17 protein-coding genes are annotated in these 18,389 nt (G+C 48.1%); 7 read left to right on the top strand and 10 right to left on the bottom strand.

The window, feature by feature from the left end; genetic code table 11:
- Nucleotides 1-275 precede the first annotated feature (275 nt).
- The 5 genes from HMPREF2560_RS05370 to recO all read right to left on the bottom strand — a co-directional run bounded on the left by HMPREF2560_RS05370 (nt 276) and on the right by recO (nt 3,664).
- Nucleotides 276-698 (bottom strand): hypothetical protein, encoded by a 423-nt coding sequence (locus HMPREF2560_RS05370; protein WP_070608993.1) that lies wholly within the window; start codon nt 696-698, stop codon nt 276-278.
- Between the two features lies 1 nt (nt 699).
- The gene (locus HMPREF2560_RS05365; protein WP_283116705.1) at nt 700-1,503 is read right to left on the bottom strand and encodes an NUDIX domain-containing protein; all 804 of its coding nucleotides are present in this window, start codon (nt 1,501-1,503) and stop codon (nt 700-702) included.
- A gap of 153 nt (nt 1,504-1,656) precedes the next feature.
- A complete protein-coding gene (gene acpS / locus HMPREF2560_RS05360) occupies nt 1,657-2,034 on the bottom strand; it encodes a holo-ACP synthase (RefSeq protein WP_003686416.1) in 378 nt (125 codons plus the stop codon).
- Between the two features lie 88 nt (nt 2,035-2,122).
- Nucleotides 2,123-2,851: a pyridoxine 5'-phosphate synthase gene (pdxJ, locus tag HMPREF2560_RS05355; protein WP_003746637.1), complete on the bottom strand. Its 729-nt coding sequence runs from the start codon at nt 2,849-2,851 to the stop codon at nt 2,123-2,125.
- Between the two features lie 69 nt (nt 2,852-2,920).
- Nucleotides 2,921-3,664, bottom strand: a complete 744-nt coding sequence (gene recO, locus HMPREF2560_RS05350) for a DNA repair protein RecO (protein WP_070608989.1) — start codon at nt 3,662-3,664, stop codon at nt 2,921-2,923.
- A gap of 139 nt (nt 3,665-3,803) precedes the next feature.
- Here recO and HMPREF2560_RS05345 point away from each other — a divergent pair, with 139 nt between their 5' ends.
- Entirely contained in the window at nt 3,804-5,261 is a 1,458-nt protein-coding gene (locus HMPREF2560_RS05345; RefSeq protein ID WP_070608987.1) for a patatin-like phospholipase family protein, read from the top strand.
- A gap of 99 nt (nt 5,262-5,360) precedes the next feature.
- Nucleotides 5,361-6,095, top strand: a complete 735-nt coding sequence (locus HMPREF2560_RS05340; RefSeq protein WP_070608985.1) for an epoxyqueuosine reductase QueH — start codon at nt 5,361-5,363, stop codon at nt 6,093-6,095.
- A 51-nt stretch (nt 6,096-6,146) separates the two neighbouring features.
- Here the strand turns inward: HMPREF2560_RS05340 and HMPREF2560_RS05335 are convergent, their stop codons facing one another.
- Complete coding sequence (locus HMPREF2560_RS05335; protein ID WP_070608983.1) at nt 6,147-6,479, bottom strand: stress response protein; 333 nt, start codon at nt 6,477-6,479, stop codon at nt 6,147-6,149.
- A 391-nt stretch (nt 6,480-6,870) separates the two neighbouring features.
- Here HMPREF2560_RS05335 and nrdA point away from each other — a divergent pair, with 391 nt between their 5' ends.
- From nrdA to yfaE, 5 genes are all read left to right on the top strand, one after another.
- On the top strand, nt 6,871-9,150 hold the full coding sequence (gene nrdA / locus HMPREF2560_RS05330) for a class 1a ribonucleoside-diphosphate reductase subunit alpha (protein ID WP_070608980.1): 2,280 nt from the start codon (nt 6,871-6,873) through the stop codon (nt 9,148-9,150).
- A 40-nt stretch (nt 9,151-9,190) separates the two neighbouring features.
- The gene (locus tag HMPREF2560_RS05325; RefSeq protein WP_070608978.1) at nt 9,191-10,057 is read left to right on the top strand and encodes a DUF4393 domain-containing protein; all 867 of its coding nucleotides are present in this window, start codon (nt 9,191-9,193) and stop codon (nt 10,055-10,057) included.
- A gap of 77 nt (nt 10,058-10,134) precedes the next feature.
- Nucleotides 10,135-11,268 carry a class Ia ribonucleoside-diphosphate reductase subunit beta gene (gene nrdB, locus HMPREF2560_RS05320; RefSeq protein WP_049331034.1) on the top strand — a complete coding sequence of 378 codons (1,134 nt, stop codon included), beginning with the start codon at nt 10,135-10,137 and terminating at the stop codon, nt 11,266-11,268.
- A gap of 75 nt (nt 11,269-11,343) precedes the next feature.
- Nucleotides 11,344-11,721 (top strand): DUF6979 family protein, encoded by a 378-nt coding sequence (locus tag HMPREF2560_RS05315; protein ID WP_009427512.1) that lies wholly within the window; start codon nt 11,344-11,346, stop codon nt 11,719-11,721.
- 61 nt (nt 11,722-11,782) lie between these two features.
- A complete protein-coding gene (yfaE, locus tag HMPREF2560_RS05310; RefSeq protein WP_003686421.1) occupies nt 11,783-12,082 on the top strand; it encodes a class I ribonucleotide reductase maintenance protein YfaE in 300 nt (99 codons plus the stop codon).
- A 76-nt stretch (nt 12,083-12,158) separates the two neighbouring features.
- On the opposite strand, the gene HMPREF2560_RS05305 is transcribed toward yfaE, so the two are convergent.
- The 4 genes from HMPREF2560_RS05305 to gyrA all read right to left on the bottom strand — a co-directional run bounded on the left by HMPREF2560_RS05305 (nt 12,159) and on the right by gyrA (nt 18,317).
- Entirely contained in the window at nt 12,159-12,728 is a 570-nt protein-coding gene (locus HMPREF2560_RS05305) for an acetate uptake transporter (RefSeq protein WP_063067856.1), read from the bottom strand.
- A 134-nt stretch (nt 12,729-12,862) separates the two neighbouring features.
- Nucleotides 12,863-13,612, bottom strand: a complete 750-nt coding sequence (gene aroD, locus HMPREF2560_RS05300) for a type I 3-dehydroquinate dehydratase (RefSeq protein WP_070608976.1) — start codon at nt 13,610-13,612, stop codon at nt 12,863-12,865.
- Nucleotides 13,613-13,639: 27 nt separating this feature from the next.
- Nucleotides 13,640-15,481: an excinuclease ABC subunit UvrC gene (gene uvrC, locus HMPREF2560_RS05295; protein WP_070873759.1), complete on the bottom strand. Its 1,842-nt coding sequence runs from the start codon at nt 15,479-15,481 to the stop codon at nt 13,640-13,642.
- A gap of 64 nt (nt 15,482-15,545) precedes the next feature.
- Nucleotides 15,546-18,317: a DNA gyrase subunit A gene (gene gyrA / locus HMPREF2560_RS05290; RefSeq protein ID WP_063067853.1), complete on the bottom strand. Its 2,772-nt coding sequence runs from the start codon at nt 18,315-18,317 to the stop codon at nt 15,546-15,548.
- Nucleotides 18,318-18,389 lie beyond the last annotated feature (72 nt).

Here is an 18,389-nt window from a genome sequence, read left to right as displayed (position 1 = left end):
CAAACACTTTTTTCAAAAAAATTATAAAAAATTCAGTTATTAATAAACGATTTTTTTACAACAAATATAAAAAACGGACAGGCTGTACCACATCAAACCCTTGTGTGGCTTAGCTTCTGTCCGTTTTGTGCTTTTGGCTTATAGTCAAAATAATTGTAAACAATCCATCTAAAAATAATTTATAATTGATTCATTTATAAGGAACTTTTAAATATACCTTCTGAAAAATTTTAATATTTTAGCCTTTAAATTTTCAGACGGCCTTTGCATGATGACTACTCTGCACTAAATGCCGTCTGAAAAGTCTGTTTGCCAATGGTAATGTCGGCAGTGTAATCATGGCGGCCTTCGACGCAAAACGGTAAGCGGATTTGCGCAGCCTGCCAACTTTGCGGCGATTGTTGCGTCAGGTTATAGCGGTTGAAGCCCATGTCCATGTTTTTCATACTGAAACTGATACTGACCGCACCCGTATTCTTCGGCACATTCTCCACCACAATATCAAACGGCTCGTGTGTATTGATAGAGGTCACACGCACTTTTGAACCGTCAGGCAGGACGCAGCCTTGCGTCAGACTACATTCAACTACATTTGCTTTTATCTGTTGCCGCTGCCACCAATCCAAGAGCAGCAGTTTGGCCGCCGCAAACACAATCAGTAAAACAGCGGCAATCAATAGTTTTTGATTTTTACTCATTTCAGACGGCCTCAATGTCATTATCGGTCAAAACGGCATGCGCACCCATGCTCCGCCACTGTTCGCGATAAATGGAAACCATACTTTCCGGAGCAGCTGCAATCAGCGGCATCGCCACGCCTTGCGCCAAAATATCGACAACTTGCTTGGCTGCCGCTTCATTCGCTACTTTCCATACGACGGCATCGGCATTTTGCACCTGCTGCCATTGTTCGACATTTTCAATGATTGGCCACACATTGGGCGATTCTATCGGCTTGCCTTGTTGCCAATCGGCAAATTCCAACAATACGGCAGATACGGTTTGATGCTGAGCCGACATATACGGCACAACATGATATTCGCCCATGCTGTTTTGGCCGCTCAAGCCGCTTTTCAGACGGCCTTGAAGCTGGCGCGGAATGGATAGGGAGCGTAATAATGCGCTATTGGCAGGCAACATCGGCGCAACGGTAAAATCCCCTGCCTTTTGCCATGCCCATTTCTGCCCTTCCCTCGATTGGATTTCGCCTGTCCATTGGTCGGCTTCTACCCATAAAAAATGCAGGCGTACATGTGCGTGTTCGTAGGAATGGACTTTGGTCAGCCACGGCGTAGCGGCAAGGATACGGATGCCGAGTTCTTCTTCAAACTCGCGTTGCAAAGCTTGAAAATCGCTTTCGCCGGCTTCCACCTTACCGCCGGCAAATTCCCAATAACCGGCATACGGCTTGCCCTCCGGGCGGGAACTGAGCAGGTAGCGGCCGTTTTTGTCTAGCAAAATTCCGGCAACCACTTGCACCAATGGACGTGTGTCTTCAGTCATCATGAGATTATTCTTATATGCGGCAGGCGGCGACACCTGCCGATTTATGCGTAAAAAAACGATGTCGGGCCCATACACCCGACTTTCAACAAATACCTAACCCTTCAGGCCGTCTGAAAAGGATGCTCTATTTCAGAATACTTAAATCCGGCCTTATTTTTCCGCAATGACAAAAGCCATGACGGTATCCTCTTCATCGCTCATGCTCAGATGACAGCTTCGGATCCCCTGTTCTTCCAGCCATTTGGTCAAAGCCGGTGCAAAAAACAATTCAGGCTTGCCCAATGCGTCATGCCCGACACCGATATTGCGGAAAGACACCACGCCGCGTATGCCCGTACCGACGGCTTTGGCAAAAGCCTCTTTGGCGGCAAAGCGTTTGGCAAGATAGTTGACTGGTTTGCCTGCCTGTGGAAACTCCAACAGCTCTTCCGGGCTGAGAATGCGTTGCGCAAATGCCAGTCCGAATTTTTTGTTCAAACGGATAATACGTTTGAGGGAAACAATGTCTGTACCTATTCCGTAAATCATGGGTCTGCTCCTTATTTAAATAGTCAGGCCGTCTGAAAGTGTGGATACCGGCCAAAGCAAACCGCTTTAGCCTGTATGGCTGATGCCGTTAAGGCAGCATTCTGGCTCTGAACATGACTTCCTTCATTTGGCGGACAGCTTCTGGCAAGCCGAGGAAGAGTGCTTGGGAAATCAGCGAATGCCCGATGTTCAACTCGCGGATGGCGAGAATTTGAGCAATCGGCGTTACGTTGTGAATGGTCAGGCCGTGTCCGGCGTTGACGATCAAGCCCAAATCGCTGGCGTAATGCGCACCGTTTTGAATGCGCTCGAATTGTTTCATCTGCTCGGCGTGGCCGTGTGCATCGGCATACGCACCGGTATGCAACTCGATAACGGGCGCGCCGACATCATAAGCGGCTTGGATTTGCGCGTTGTCGGCATCGATAAACAAGGACACGCGGATGCCTGCATCGGTCAAGATTTTGGTGAACTCGGCCACTTTATCCTGTTGCGCCAATACGTCCAAACCGCCTTCTGTGGTTACTTCTTGGCGTTTTTCAGGCACGATGCACACATCTTCCGGCATGACGTTGAGCGCGTTTTCCAGCATTTCTTCCGTCAACGCCATTTCCAAATTCAGGCGTGTACGGATGGCGTTTTTAACGGCGAACACGTCCGCATCTTTAATATGGCGGCGGTCTTCACGCAAGTGCATGGTAATCAAATCTGCGCCGTGGGTTTCCGCAATCAGCGCCGCTTCGACAGGGCTGGGATAAATCGTACCGCGCGCATTGCGGACGGTGGCAATATGGTCGATGTTTACGCCTAACAACATAATAATGTCCTTTCATTAAGGTTTCAGACGGCCTGAGTCATTACCTATCAAAGGCCGTCTGAAAAAAATTCAACTGCCCAAGCCAAACTGCTGCAACTGCTGCAAAACCTGCCGAGACTTGATGCCCTCGGGGAGAAGGTTGTCAATCAAAAGCCGCGTTACTTTCAAAGCCTGCCCCAGACTTTCCTGATGAACGAAGCTGCCTTCCCTCAAATCGATTAACGTCGCGCCCAATACGGCCACGCCCTTATTGAGCGCATGGAAACGGTCGGCCTCGGACAGGGGAACCACAGCCTCTTCCGGCGTGAGCCAATAAGTTTCTTCACCGTTGATTTCATTTCCGTTGCCGTCATGGAACAAATCGGGGGCAAAGCCCAAGCGTGTCAGCAGAGACCATTCAAAACGGCGCAAAGCGGCAATGTGGTTGGCCTCGCAACAGATGGTTTTCATGGTTTCCGCCAAAACATCGTAAAGCTCGGGCAACGGGTCTTCGCGGACGGTCAATTTCAGCATCAACTCGTTCACATACAATCCGCTGAACAAAGCCCTGCCCTGCGGCTGCGGCCAACCGCCTATCCATTCGGCGCGATGCAGGGTCTTCAACTCTTGAGAACCATACCAAGACGCGCTCACCGGCACAAACGGCACCAACACGCCGCGCAATTCGCTCTGCCGTTTGCGCGCGCTTCTGGCCAACAAAGCTACCCGCCCATAACGGCGGCTGAAAGCCTCCACCCACAAGCTGCTCTCGCGCCACGGGGCGGAGGCAAGCAGAAAGATAGGTTCGTGGTTGATGCGGTTTGGTTGCGCCATAAGGGTTTGGAAAGATAAAGATTGTGTCGATTATAACGGAAAATCGATGCAAAAGGCCGTCTGAAAGTCCGCCTTCTATAAAGGCCGTCTGAAAACCTTTATAATCCGTTTTGAATGAACAATTGACTTTCCTGTGTTTATGCCAAAATTCCCTTTTAAATCTGCCCTTTCCCTGCTCTCCGCAGCCTTATTATCCGCATGCTCGCTGGTGAAATATCAGCCTCTTGCCGGTATTGATACGGTCAACCTGCAACGTGGCTACCGCTTTGAAACCAGCCAACTTCAGCGCAACAACGAAGACGATACGCTTATTGTATTGATGTTCTCCGGCGGCGGTACGCGCGCGGCAGCCTTAGGTTATGGCGTGTTGGAACAGCTTCATAAGCAACAGATTACCATCGGCGGCAAAAAACAATCTCTGATGTCGAATGTCGATGTGGTGGTCGGCGTATCTGGCGGCTCGGTTTTGGCAGCTTATTTTGCACTCAAGGGCGAAGAAACCATTCCTTTGTTTTATAAACGTTTCCTACACCAAAACTTCCAACGCCAAGTCGTCAAACAGGCATTCTCCATGTCCAACCTGCCCCGACTGGCCTCGCCTGAATACGGACGCGGCGATCTGTTGCAGGAGCAGTTTGAAAACTACCTTTTCGGCAAAACCACTTTCCGCGATTTGGAAAAAAATGCCAAGGGCCCGTTTGCCATCATTTCCGCCACCGATATGGGCATAGGCGAGCGTTTCAATTTCACGCAGGAATATTTCGACCCGATGTGTATCGACTTGGGCGACTTGCGACTTGCCCGCGCCGTCGCAGCTTCAAGCTCCGTGCCTATGGTATTTGCACCGATTACCCTAAACAACAACGGCGGACGCTGCAACTACACGCCACCGATCAAAATCGAAGATGCAGACGACAGCGAAACAGGCAGACAACAAAGCCGCACCATAAAAGAATTTTACGAGCGCTTCCAAAAATACGCAGACGGGAAAAACCGACCCTACATCCACCTGATAGACGGCGGCCTGACCGACAATCTGGGTATGCGCAGCCTTTTGGATATGACGGAAATGTACCCAGAAAAAATCCTAACAAACAAAATCCTGCAAAACAACATCCGCCATATCGTCGTCATCAACGTCAATGCGCAAAACCAAGTCAGCAGCAATTTGGACAAAACCGCGGCCGTTCCCGGTTTCCGCGATGTCGTCTCCTCTATCGTCAATATCCCCATTGACCAAAACTCGCAAGAATCCCTGCGCCGTTTCCGTGCCTTCGTCGATCAGTGGAATAAAGACAAACAAACCGACGGCATCAGCTTCTCCTTCGTCAGCCTCAACCTCAAAGACCTCCCTCCTTCCGAGTTGAGGGAAAAAGTATTGAACATTCCGACCAGTTTTTATCTGCCGCCGGAAGATGTGGACAACCTGCGTACCAGCGCTGCCGAACTGATGAAGCAATCGTTGGACTACCGCAACCTGCTGACAGAATTTGCAGCGCACCACAATCCCGACGCCATCTTTGCCGAACCGCTGCCGGACGCTAAAGATTTCAAACCGTTAAACGAAAAAGAAACACAGAAACAATCTGTTCCATAAAGTATTGCTCTGTTAAAATAGACAAATAGATTTCAACCCCTTCAGACGGCCTCAGAGATAAAGGCCGTCTGAAAAAAATATCAAAAATAGAATACAACCATGACCGAAAAAACCACACCTATCGTTACCGATATTGACCGCCCTATTCTCGTTCCGCCCGGCGGCCATAAAAAAGTCCTGCTGCATTCCTGCTGCGCCCCATGTTCCGGCGAAGTGATGGAAGCCATGCTTGCCAGCGGCATCGACTACACCATTTATTTTTACAACCCCAATATCCATCCGCACAAAGAATATATGTTGCGCAAAGAAGAAAACATGCGCTTTGCGGACAAATTCGGCATCCCTTTTGTCGATAAAGACGACGACTACGAAAACGACCGCAAAGAATGGTTTGTCAAAGCCAAAGGCATGGAATTTGAACCCGAACGCGGTATCCGCTGCACCATGTGTTTCGATATGCGTTTTGAAAAAGCGGCACAATATGCCCATGAAAACGGCTTTCATGTTTTCACCAGCTCACTGGGCATTTCACGCTGGAAAGACATGAAACAGATCAACGGCTGCGGCCATCGCGCTGCAGAGCCGTACGATGACTTGGTTTATTGGGATTTCAACTGGCGCAAAGGCGGCGGCAGCGCACGCATGATTGAAATCAGCAAGCGCGAGCATTTCTACCAACAAGAATATTGCGGTTGCGCCTACTCCCTGCGCGACTCCAATGCCCACCGCAAATCGCAAGGCCGCATCCCCATCAAGCTGGGCGTGTTGTATTACGGTGATGAATCCACCCAATACGAGCCTCAAGCCGAAAACAAAATCATTGTTGAGAAATAAATATCAAAGGCCGTCTGAAACATTCAGACGGCCTTTGTTTAAATCAGACGATTAACGGCGGCGGAATTTGCCGTGATCAAAATCATCAAATGCCTGATAAGCGGCTTGGCATTGGATTTTTTGCTCGGCATAAGGCAAACCGCGGAACGCTTTTGCCGCTTTATGGTTTTCCCTCAACTCGGCCTTGTTGCCCTTATAGCGATACCAAGCGGCACGACGCTCAAGGTATCTCTTGCAAGCAGGATGCAATTTGTTTTTCTTCGCTGGCTGGTGTTTATTCACATGAGGGCCATGCGGCTTGGCTGCCACCTCGGCAGAATAAGCACCCAAACCCAATACGGCAACTGCCGCCAGTGCGGAACCTAAATTTTTCAACATTAACATGATTCGCCTCCTAAATAGTTTTTCCATTATATGTTTCGCCAGGGCACCGGCAAAACGCCCATTTTTTACATGACAAAAATGTGGTTAATTACTACATCATACTACTTGCTTTGCAAAATTTAACACACCTTCCATTTAGACGAAACCTGAATATAAATTTCTTTATTTCATAAGCCTCTAGCCAATGTCTAGCCAAATGTGATGCAAACGCAAAATAATGCCAAATCGCCACAAAGCCACATAAAATCTAGTTTAAACCTCCCATCCTCTAATCCACACCCCGAAAAAAGCGCATTGTCAAGTCTAGTTAAACAAAGAAAAATACATTATATTGTGCCGTTCAAAGCAATCACATACCGTATCTTGTGTTTTTTAATGGGAAGACTGAACAATGAATGCAGCAACGAATATTAAAGTAACCAAACGCGACGGACGCTTGGAAGATATCAATTTAGACAAAATCCACCGCGTTGTTACTTGGGCGGCGGAAGGCTTACAAAACGTCTCCGTATCGCAAGTCGAGCTCAAATCACATATTCAGTTTTACAACGGTATCCGTACCGACGACATCCATGAAACCATCATCAAGGCCGCGGCCGACCTGATCTCACAAGATACGCCTGATTATCAATATCTGGCTGCCCGCCTCGCCATTTTCCATCTGCGCAAAATCGCTTATGGCGAATTCGAACCACCTCACCTCTACGATCACGTTAAAAAACTGACCGAAGCAGGCAAATACGACCGCCACATCATCGCAGATTACAGCCGCGAAGAATTCGACGAGCTGAATGCCTATATCGACCACAGCCGTGATATGACCTTCTCTTATGCTGCCGTAAAACAGCTGGAAGGCAAATATCTGGTTCAAAACCGCGTTACCCGCCAAATTTATGAAACGCCTCAGTTCTTATACATTTTGGTGGCCATGTGTCTCTTCAGCAAATATCCGAAAGAGACCCGTTTGGATTACGTCAAACGCTTTTACGATGCCGTTTCCACATTTAAAGTATCGCTGCCGACCCCGATTATGAGCGGCGTGCGCACGCCTACGCGCCAATTCTCAAGCTGCGTATTGATTGAATGCGACGATAGCCTTGACTCCATCAACGCCACCACCAGCGCGATTGTGAAATACGTTTCCCAACGAGCAGGCATCGGCATCAATGCCGGCCGTATCCGCGGCTTGGGCAGTGAAATCCGTGGCGGCGAAGCGCAACACACCGGCTGTATCCCATTCTTCAAAATGTTCCAAGCGGCCGTTAAATCCTGCTCGCAAGGCGGCGTACGCGGCGGTGCTGCAACCTTGTTCTACCCATTGTGGCACATCGAAGCCGAAAGCCTGTTGGTATTGAAAAACAACCGCGGCGTAGAAGACAACCGTATCCGCCAACTGGACTACGGCGTACAAATCAATCGCCTGCTGTACACCCGCTTGATCAAAGGCGGCAACATTACCCTGTTCTCGCCGAATGAAGTTCCGGGTTTGTATGATGCCTTCTTCGCCGATCAAGACGAATTCGAGCGCCTCTACACTCAATACGAGCAAGATCCAAACATCCGCAAACGTACTTTGCCGGCAACAGAATTGTTCTCTACCCTGATGCAGGAGCGCGCCGGTACCGGTCGTATCTACATCCAAAACGTTGACCACTGCAACACGCACAGCCCGTTTGATCCGCGTGTTGCGCCTGTTCATCAGTCCAACTTGTGCATGGAAATCGCCCTGCCGACCAAACCTTTGGACAACATCAACGATCCGAACGGCGAAATCGCCCTATGTACCTTGTCCGCCTTCAACTTGGGCGCATTGAACAACTTGGACGAACTGGAAGAGCTTGCCGATTTGACCGTACGCGCACTTGATGCCCTGTTGGATTATCAAGACTATCCGGTTGCAGCAGCGCGCACCGCAACCATGAACCGCCGCACACTCGGCATCGGCGTCATCAACTACGCCTACTATTTGGCGAAAAACGGCGTACGTTACAGCAACGACTCCGCCCTCGGCCTGACCCACCGCACCTTTGAAGCCATGCAGTATTACCTGCTCAAAGCATCGGTAAACCTTGCCAAAGAATACGGCGCATGCCCGCTCTTCAACCAAACCGTTTATTCGCAAGGCAAACTGCCCATCGACACCTACAAAAAAGACTTGGATGCCGTGTGCAACGAGCCTTTGCACTACGACTGGGAAAGCCTGCGCGCCGACATCGTCAAATACGGTCTGCGCAACTCTACCCTGACCGCACTCATGCCGTCTGAAACCAGCTCGCAAATCGCCAACGCCACCAACGGCATCGAGCCTCCACGCGGATTGGTAACGGTTAAAGCATCGAAAGACGGCATCCTGAAACAAGTCGTACCGGAGTTTGAAACCCTGAAAGACGCCTACGAAACCCTGTGGCAGCTTCCCGGCAACGAAGGCTACCTGAAACTCGTCGGCGTAATGCAAAAATTCGTCGATCAATCGATTTCCGCCAATACCGCCTACGACCCGAACAAATTTGAAGGCAGCAAAGTTTCCATGAAACAAATGCTGAAAGATCTGCTGACCGCCTATAAATACGGCGTCAAAACCCTGTACTACCATAACACCCGAGACGGCGCGGACGATACGCAGACCGATATTCAAGATGATGGCTGCGCAGGTGGGGCTTGTAAGATTTGAGCATATTAAAGATTGTTGAAGATTTGTAAGAAAATTTAATATGAGTATTATGGATACAACAGCTATAACTATTTTAACTGCAGGTGCTACAACATTATTGACAAAGGGAGCTGAGGCACCAGCTCATACATTAAATCTAGTGTGGAAACAAGTATTTGGACCTATTGATTTATGGATGGAAAAACAACAATTAAAAAGGAAAAAAGAGTTAGCTGATTTCAGTGATAGACTTAATAAAAATTTAGAAAAAATTCCTCAAGAAGAAATTCAAGAACCTAAATATAGTATTTTAGGACCTGCAATCGAGGCATCTCAATATTACCTTGAAGAAGAAGAGCTTAGGGAAATATTTGCAAAATTAGTATCTACCTCCTTTGATGCTAGAAATAATGGAAAGATCCACAATAGCTTTGTTGAAAAAGTTAAGTCTTTATCATCCCATGATGCAAAACTTCTTCAATTAATGAAAGACTTAAAAAGTATAGCAATTAGCAAATATTATATTAAAAAAAATAATGACGATGCATTAATTTTTTTTAATTTAATTGTTTGCCTTGCATTTGGAGAGCAAGACATTGAAAAAACGGCAATATCTATAGATAATTTAATCCAATTAGGTTTGGTACGTATTGATTTTGATAGATGTTTTCTAGATGATAAGCAATATGAAGATTTTTATTCTACTAGTTTACTTGAGTCTTTAAGCATATGTAATCCACTTACAGATTTAAGATTAAAAATTCAAAGTTTATTAGAAAAAAATTATTCTAAAAATGAAATTGCTTTAGATTTGAATATTTCTATTTTAGATATTGAGGATTGTTTAGAAGAAAAAAAAGTAGAGTTGAAAAAAGGTGTGTGTGAATTAACTTCATTAGGAAATATGTTTGTGAATATATGTTGTTGATTTATATAAATACGTACTCTTTAAATTTGTAAATTCTATCCCTAAGAGAAACAGCCATGTCCTGCGAACACTTAACTATGTCATACAGCACTTTTTCCAAAACCAAAAACGACGCGCTGAAAGAGCCGATGTTTTTTGGTCAACCGGTAAATGTCGCCCGTTATGACCAGCAGAAATACGAAGTATTTGAAAAACTGATCGAAAAACAATTGTCTTTCTTCTGGCGTCCCGAAGAAATCGACGTATCGCGCGACCGTATTGACTACGCCAATCTGCCCGAACACGAAAAACATATTTTCATCAGCAATCTGAAATACCAAACCCTACTCGATTCGATCCAAGGCCGCAGCCCGAATGTTGCGTTCTTACCTTTGGTGTCTATTCCTGAGCTGGAAACGTGGATTGAAACGTGGAGCTTCAGCGAAACCATCCACTCGCGCAGCTATACTCATATCATCCGTAATATCGTGAATGATCCGTCAGTCGTATTCGATGATATTGTGCAAAACAAATACATCATCGCTCGTGCCGAAGACATTGCCTGCTATTACGATGATTTGATTGAATACACCCAGTATTACAATCTGTTGGGCGAAGGTTCGCACAATATCGGTGGCAAGCTCGTTACCGTGTCTTTGCGCGAGTTGAAGAAAAAGCTCTATCTCTGCCTGATGTGCGTCAATGTATTGGAAGCCATCCGCTTCTACGTTTCATTCGCCTGCTCGTTCGCCTTTGCCGAGCGTGAATTGATGGAAGGCAACGCTAAAATCATCAAGCTGATTGCCCGCGACGAAGCCCTGCACCTGACCAGCACCCAGCATATGCTCAACCTGATGCGTGCCGGTGCCGATGATCCTGAAATGGCTGAAATTGCGAATGAATTGCAGGACGAGTGTTTCAACCTCTTCAAAAAAGCAGCCGAGCAGGAAAAAGAATGGGCGGCCTATCTGTTTAAAGACGGCTCAATGATTGGCCTGAACAAGGAAATTCTGGCTCAATACGTTGAATACATTACCAATCTGCGTATGCAGGCGGTTGGCCTTCCTGCCGGATTTGAAGGTGCGACCCAAAATCCGATTCCTTGGATCAACGCATGGCTGTCTTCTGACAATGTACAGGTTGCGCCGCAGGAAGTGGAAATTTCTTCTTACTTAATCGGTCAGATTGATTCGGAAGTCAGCGCGGACGATTTGGGCGATTTCGAGCTGTAAACCGCGTTTCAGACGGCCTTTGGGCGTAACCGGCCGTCTGAAAATCTCTTTTCAATCCTCAAGGTATAACCAAAAATGAAGATTTATGGCGACATTGCGGTAAAAGCAGCTGAATCATATTCTAAATATGAAGATATGGAACAAGCTTGGACAGAGATTGCGGCATCATTTCCCATCAAGGAGTCAATTAGAAAAAAAGGATGCCCAAAGAATGCATTTTTGGGATTGTGTCGTGCGGGGTTGGTTAAAGGAATCAACCCGGAAAAAGTCAAAACCAAACATTCCAAAAACGGAGAATATGCCGTTGCAGCGGTCAGCCTTTTAAAAAATGATCCCGAATGGGCAAATCAGAAAAAATCCGTTTTCTGGCGCGAAATTGTGGGTAATGAAAAAAAATATAACAGCCAGCTTCATGTCGTTTTGGCCTTGTGGGAAAAAGGCTTGATTATTTGAATTTATATATTTAAGGCCGTCTGAAACATTGTTCAGACGGCCTCTATGCCCTAAAACACACATGGCACTCATTAGCACACACGACAAAACCTTCCAACTCCAACAAGGCGAAACCTTATTGGAGGGCTTGGAGCGCACTGGACACGAAGTTGAATACCAATGTCGCAGCGGTTATTGCGGTTCATGCCGGGTAAAAATCTTGGATGGGAAAGTCTCTTATGATAATTTTCCACTCGCTTTTGTCGCGCCCGGAGAAATTTTGCCGTGCTGCTGCCGGGTTACTGAAGACATCAAGCTTGATTGTCGGGAGCGCATCAAAGAGCCGGATTTATTTGATGTCGATTTATTTGAAGACAAATAAAAATGCCGTCTGAACATTGTGGCCGAAATCTTTGATTTCATTTCCACCGTTCAGACGGCATTTTGTTTAAACAACCTTATTTACGTTCGCCAACCGGCAAAACAGTACGGCCGAAAGATTCGTTGATGACCTCTGCCGCTGCCAAGTAGAACGCACCAAGTGCAGTTACCAAGCCTAAGCAACCGCCGATATGGACGATGCTATGATTTTCCATGCCATCGCCAATACCCAGTGCAAAGAAAGTCAGTGTCAAGCAAAAGAAAATACCGCTCAATACTTTAGGCTTGGTCAAGGTAGCCACAAACATCATCAGCGAAAACATACCCCATGCGCAAAGATACCAGCCGATAAATGCCGGGGCTGTTTCACCTTTAAAAAAGATGGTAAACAAAGCCCATGTCCACCAGAAGGCGCCATAGCTGATAAAAGCGGTAAAACCAAACGTATTGCCTTTCTTGAACTCAAACATACCGGCAATAACTTGGGCGATACCACCAAAGGCGAGAGCCATGCCCAAAACTAAGCCGACACCCTCTTGAGCAGTAAAAAAGCCGCCGTTAATCAGACTAAGCAACCAAGTTGTCAATGCAAAGCCACACAGGCCTACTGGACCTGGATTCGCCAGGTTTTCTTTAGTAGTAGTCATTTTATTTCTCCTCTGGTTATTAAAATAGGAAGCCTATTGTTACCTATTTTATTTAAAATTAAAAGAAATAAATTTAAAAAAATCAGGCCGTCTGAAAAATATTTTTCAGACGGCCTTGAATATTAATAATTAAACTATCCCAAAATTGCCAAGATTTTCCTCAATTCATTGGCATCAATTTGACCGGGGGCCGACGTTTTTTGTGCCGCACCAAAGGTAATGGCCGAGCCGAAAGTCGAGCCAGCCAAGCGGCTGATGGCTCCGATTTTATTCATAGACATAGTAATAATCGGGCAGTTTATACTTTGTGAAACATCATATGTTGCCTGTAATAAGGTCAATACATCTTGCGGCGATTGCGGCATTACGGCAATTTTGCAGATATCCGCGCCCCACTCGGCCATTGTTTTCAGACGGCTTGTAATGTCTGCCAAAGACGGCGTGGCTTGGAAATCGTGATTGCAAAGCAAGGCGGCAGTTTGATACTCATGCGCCAAAGCTATGGCTTGTTTTACGCCGCTTTCCTCGGCAAAAAGCTCGATGTCGATAATATCAGCTTGTTTGGAACGGATGATTTTTTCCAATAATTCAAAATAATAGTCGTCAGAACAAGGCGCATTGCCACCCTCTTGCGCCCTTCTAAACGTAAACAGTAAAGGCTTGTCAGGAAAAGCCTGTCGGACAATGCCTAATTGTTCGGCAATAAAATCGGCATCAAGCGCCTCTTGGAAAAAATCCGCACGAAATTCAATAATGTCAAAAGCCGTCTCTTTCAATACGCGCAAAGCCTGCTCCAATTCCTGCGTATTGGCGGCCACCAGCGGCACGGCAATTTTAGGCAGGCCTTTGCCGATCTCGATATTCTTGATGATGACAGGTTTCATATTGTTCCTTTTTGCTGTTCAAGCCAATCAGTGCAGATGCTCATAAATGGTTTCCGCCAAGGCTTTGCTGATGCCTTCCACTTTTTCCAAGTCCTCGCGGCTGGCCGCAATCACGCCGCGCAGACCACCGAATCGAGTAAGCAATGCTTGACGGCGTTTGCTGCCGATACCGGGGATTTCGCTGAGTGAGGAAGTAACGCGTACTTTGTCGCGTTTTTTGCGATGGCCTGTAATCGCAAAGCGGTGCGATTCATCGCGTACGGTTTGCAATAAATGCAAGGCCGGGCTATTGGGTGGCAGGCGGAAGACTTCGCCGGTAAAAGGCAGTATGAGTTCTTCCATACCGGCTTTGCGCTCAGGGCCTTTGGCGATACCGACCAAAGGAATGTGCAGCCCGAGTTCTTCCCATACTGATACGGCTACGCCGATTTGCCCTTTGCCGCCGTCAATCAACACGACATCCGGCCATTTGACGCTTTCGCCGTTGGCTTCGGCTTCCTGCATTTTGCCGTAACGGCGCGTCAGGACTTCGCGCATAGCGGCGTAGTCGTCGCCAGGCTTGGCGGTCGTGATGTTGTAGCGGCGGTATTGCGAAGGCTGGATGTTTTGCTCATCGTACACAACGCAGGACGCAATAGTAGCCTCGCCTTGCGTGTGGCTGATATCGAAACACTCAAGGCGGTTGAGGCCGTCTGAATCCATGCCGAGGATTTTGGCCAGTTCATCAATACGGTGCTGCTGGCTGCTTTGTTGCAGGCGGCGTTGGGCAATCGCCATTTGTGCGTTTTGTTCCGCCATTTTCAACCAGACTTTGCGTTCGCCTATGGTCTTGGTGACAAATTGTATCTGCTTGCCGTGTTCGCCTTCCAAGGCCTCTTTCAGCGCATCGGGAACGGGAAAGTTGCTGATGATGATGTCGGGTTTGCTTTTGCCCAGATAGTGTTGGGCGACGAAGGCTTCGGCGTAATCTTGCCCGTTTGGCTCGGGATCGTTTTTGGTGTCAGGGAAAAAGCTTTTATCGCCGACATGCCGTCCGCCGCGTATGCTGACCCAGTGTACGCAGACCAGGCCGTCTGAAACGGCAAGCGCGAGCAGGTCGATATCGTTGGGATTGTTCGGATTTTTGCTGTCGATGAACTGGTTGCTCTGCATGATGCCGAGTGCTTGAATTTGATCGCGGTAACGGGCGGCTTCTTCAAATTGCAGATTAGCGGCGGCAGTTTGCATTTTGTGTTGCAAGGTGCGCGTCAATTCGTCGGTTTTGCCATTAAGGAAAGTCGCGGCTTCACGCACGCTGTCGCGATAATCTTCTTCGCTGATGTGGCCGACACAAGGCGCGGTGCAGCGTTTGATTTGGTAAAGCAGGCAAGGACGGTCGCGGTGCTCGAATACACTGTCTTCGCAGGTACGTAGCATAAAGACTTTTTGCAATACTTGAATGCTGTCACGCACGGCGTTGCTGTTGGGATACGGGCCGAAATATTGATTTGGCTTTTTCAGCGTGCCCCGGTAATACGCCATTTGCGGATATTGATGGCCGCTGAGCATCAAATAAGGATAGCTTTTGTCATCGCGGAAAAGGATATTGTATTTCGGCGACAAGGCTTTGATGAAGTTGTTTTCAAGAATCAGCGCTTCAGCTTCGGAACGTGTGATGGTGGTTTCGATGTGGTGAACCTGTTTTACCATCAATGCGATGCGCGGCGAATGATCGTTTTTTTGGAAATAGCTGGAAACGCGCCGCTTGAGATTGACCGCTTTGCCGACATACAAAACATTGTTGTCTTCGTCAAAAAAACGGTACACGCCAGGCAGGTTAGGCAGATTTTTCAGAAAAAGAGGTAAATCGAACGGTTCGGTTGCGCTCACGGGATTTTCTTTTGGAATAAGCAGGCCGTCTGAAAACTTTTCAGACGGCCTTGTTCATTGACGTTTAAGATTCTTGAGACGGAGTATCTTCAGCTTCTACCACTTGGTTTTCAGCTGCATCGCTTTCCAGAGCAGCTTCATCTTCAGCCTCTTCGGCCACGCGTTCCAAGCTGACTAAGGTTTCGCCTTCATCCAGATTAATCAGGCGGACACCTGCGGCAGCACGGCCGGTCTCGCGGATTTGCTCAACTTTGGTACGAATCAGGACGCCGCCGCTGGTAATCAGCATCAGGTCGTCGGTTTCGCTGACCAAAGTCGCGGCAACCAAATCGCCGTTGCGCTCACCGGTATTGATAGCGATATTGCCTTGGCCGCCTTTGTTTTTACGGCTGTAATCGGCAATCGGGGTGCGTTTGCCATAGCCGTTGGCGGTAGCGGTCAATACTTGCAAATCGCTTTGCTCGGCCTCGGGGGCGAAGGTAATCAGGCTGACAATCTTGCCATCGGCCGGCAGACGCATACCGCGCAAACCACCGCTACCGCGACCGGACGGACGGACACCGTGTTTGCCGCTTGGCAATGCGTTTTCGGCATTTTCATCATCTAGGCCGTCTGAATCTTCATTTTCGGTTTCAATATCTGCATCTTCTGCTTCATCGTTACCGGATTTTTCCCAATACTCGTTAAAACGGATGGCTTTGCCCAAGTTGGAGAACAACATAATGTCGTCCGCACCGCCGGTTTGCGCTGCACCGACCAAGTAGTCGCCTTCTTTAAGCGCGATGGCTTTGATGCCTTGGCTGCGGACGTTTTTAAACGCAGACAACTGGACTTTTTTCACCATGCCTTGTGCGGTGGCGAAGAAGACGTATTGGTCTTCCGGGAACTCGCGGACGGCCAAGATGGCGCTGACTTTTTCGCCTTCTTCCAATTGGATAACATTGTTAATCGGACGACCTCGGCTGTTGCGGCCGCCTTCCGGCAGTTTGTACACTTTAATCCAATGGCACTTACCAAAATTGGTGAAGCACATCAAATAATCATGCGTGTTGGCAACAAACAGAGTTTCGATAAAGTCTTCGTCTTTGGTTGCCGCTGCCTGCTTGCCGCGGCCGCCGCGACGTTGCGCCTGATAGTCGGTGGTCGGCTGGGTTTTGATGTAGCCGCCATGAGTCAGGGTAACGACCATTTCGCGTTGCGGAATCAGGTCTTCATCGGCAATATCGCCGCCAAACGGATTGATTTCGCTGCGGCGCTCATCGCCGAAGTTGGCTTTAATGTCTGCTAATTCTTCGCGGATGATTTGGGTAACGCGCTCTGGTTTGGAAAGAATATCCACGAAATCAATGATTTTGCTCATCAGATTTTTATATTCGCCGACAATTTCTTCCTGATCGAGGCCGGTCAGGTTACGCAGGCTCATGCGCAAAATGGCATCGGCTTGCAATTCGCTCAGGTAATAGCCTTGGCTGTGCAGACCCAAATTCTCTGGCAAACCTTCAGGGCGCATCATGTGCAGGTCCAAATCCGTACGGCTGAGCATGTCTTCAACCAAGCTGCTGCGCCATGGGCGGGACAGCAGTTTTTCTTTGGCTTCCGGCGCATTGGCAGATTCCTTAATCAGGCGGATAATTTCGTCGATATTAGACAAGGCAACTGCTTTACCTTCGGCAATATGGCCTTCATGACGCGCTTTTTTCAGGCGGAATAAAGTACGACGGGTAACGACTTCGCGACGGTGGCGCAGGAATTCGGACAGGATTTGTTTCAGGTTCAGCAAGCGCGGCTGGCCGTCAACCAAGGCCACCATGTTGATACCGAAGCTGTCTTGCAGCTGGGTCAGTTTGTAGAGTTGGTTCAAAACGACTTCGGCATTTTCATTGCGTTTCAATTCGATCACGACACGCATACCGGATTTATCGGACTCGTCGCGCAGGTCGGATACGCCTTCCAACGTTTTTTCGCGTACCAACTCGCCGATTTTCTCAACCAGCTTGGCTTTGTTTACTTGATATGGGATTTCATCGATAACGATGGCTTCGCGCTCGCCGTTTTTACCGATAGGCTCAATATGGGTTTTACCGCGCATCACTACACGGCCGCGGCCGGTTTTATAGCCTTCGCGCACGCCGCTCAAGCCATAAATAGTTGCGCCGGTTGGGAAATCGGGTGCTTGGATAATGTTGATCAGCTCGTCGATTTCAGTTTCAGGCTCATCCAACAAACGCAGGCAAGCATTGATGGTATCGCCCAAATTGTGCGGCGGGATATTGGTTGCCATACCGACGGCAATACCGGACGAACCGTTGACTAGCAGCGCAGGGAAACGGGTCGGCAACACCAGCGGCTCATGTTCGCTGCCGTCATAGTTGGGACCGAAATTGACGGTTTCTTCTTCGATATCTGCCAGCATTTCATGGGAAATTTTTTCCATGCGGATTTCGGTATAACGCATGGCTGCTGCGGCCAAGCCGTCAACGGAACCGAAGTTGCCCTGACCGTCGATCAGTACATAACGCATGGAGAAGTCTTGCGCCATACGGACGATGGTGTCGTAAACGGCTGTATCGCCGTGGGGGTGGTATTTACCGATAACGTCGCCGACGATACGCGCCGATTTTTTATAGGCGGAATTCCAGTTGTTTTTCAACTCGTGCATCGCGTACAACACGCGACGGTGTACCGGCTTGAGACCGTCGCGGACATCCGGCAGGGCTCGCCCCACAATCACGCTCATGGCGTAATCGAGGTAGCTCTTGCGCATTTCGTCTTCAAGGCTGACAGGCAGGGTTTCAAGTGCAAATTTATGGTCGTTGCGGATGGTTGCGTCGGTCATGATTATCTGTAATTTCGTATGGCAAATATCTTGTTGATTCTACCACAAAACAAGCGGTTTATGGCTTTTGCG

It is taken from the genome of Neisseria sp. HMSC078H04 (assembly GCF_001838135.1).
Classification (GTDB): Bacteria; Pseudomonadota; Gammaproteobacteria; order Burkholderiales; family Neisseriaceae; genus Neisseria.
This window is presented reverse-complemented; position numbering and strand designations above follow the sequence as displayed.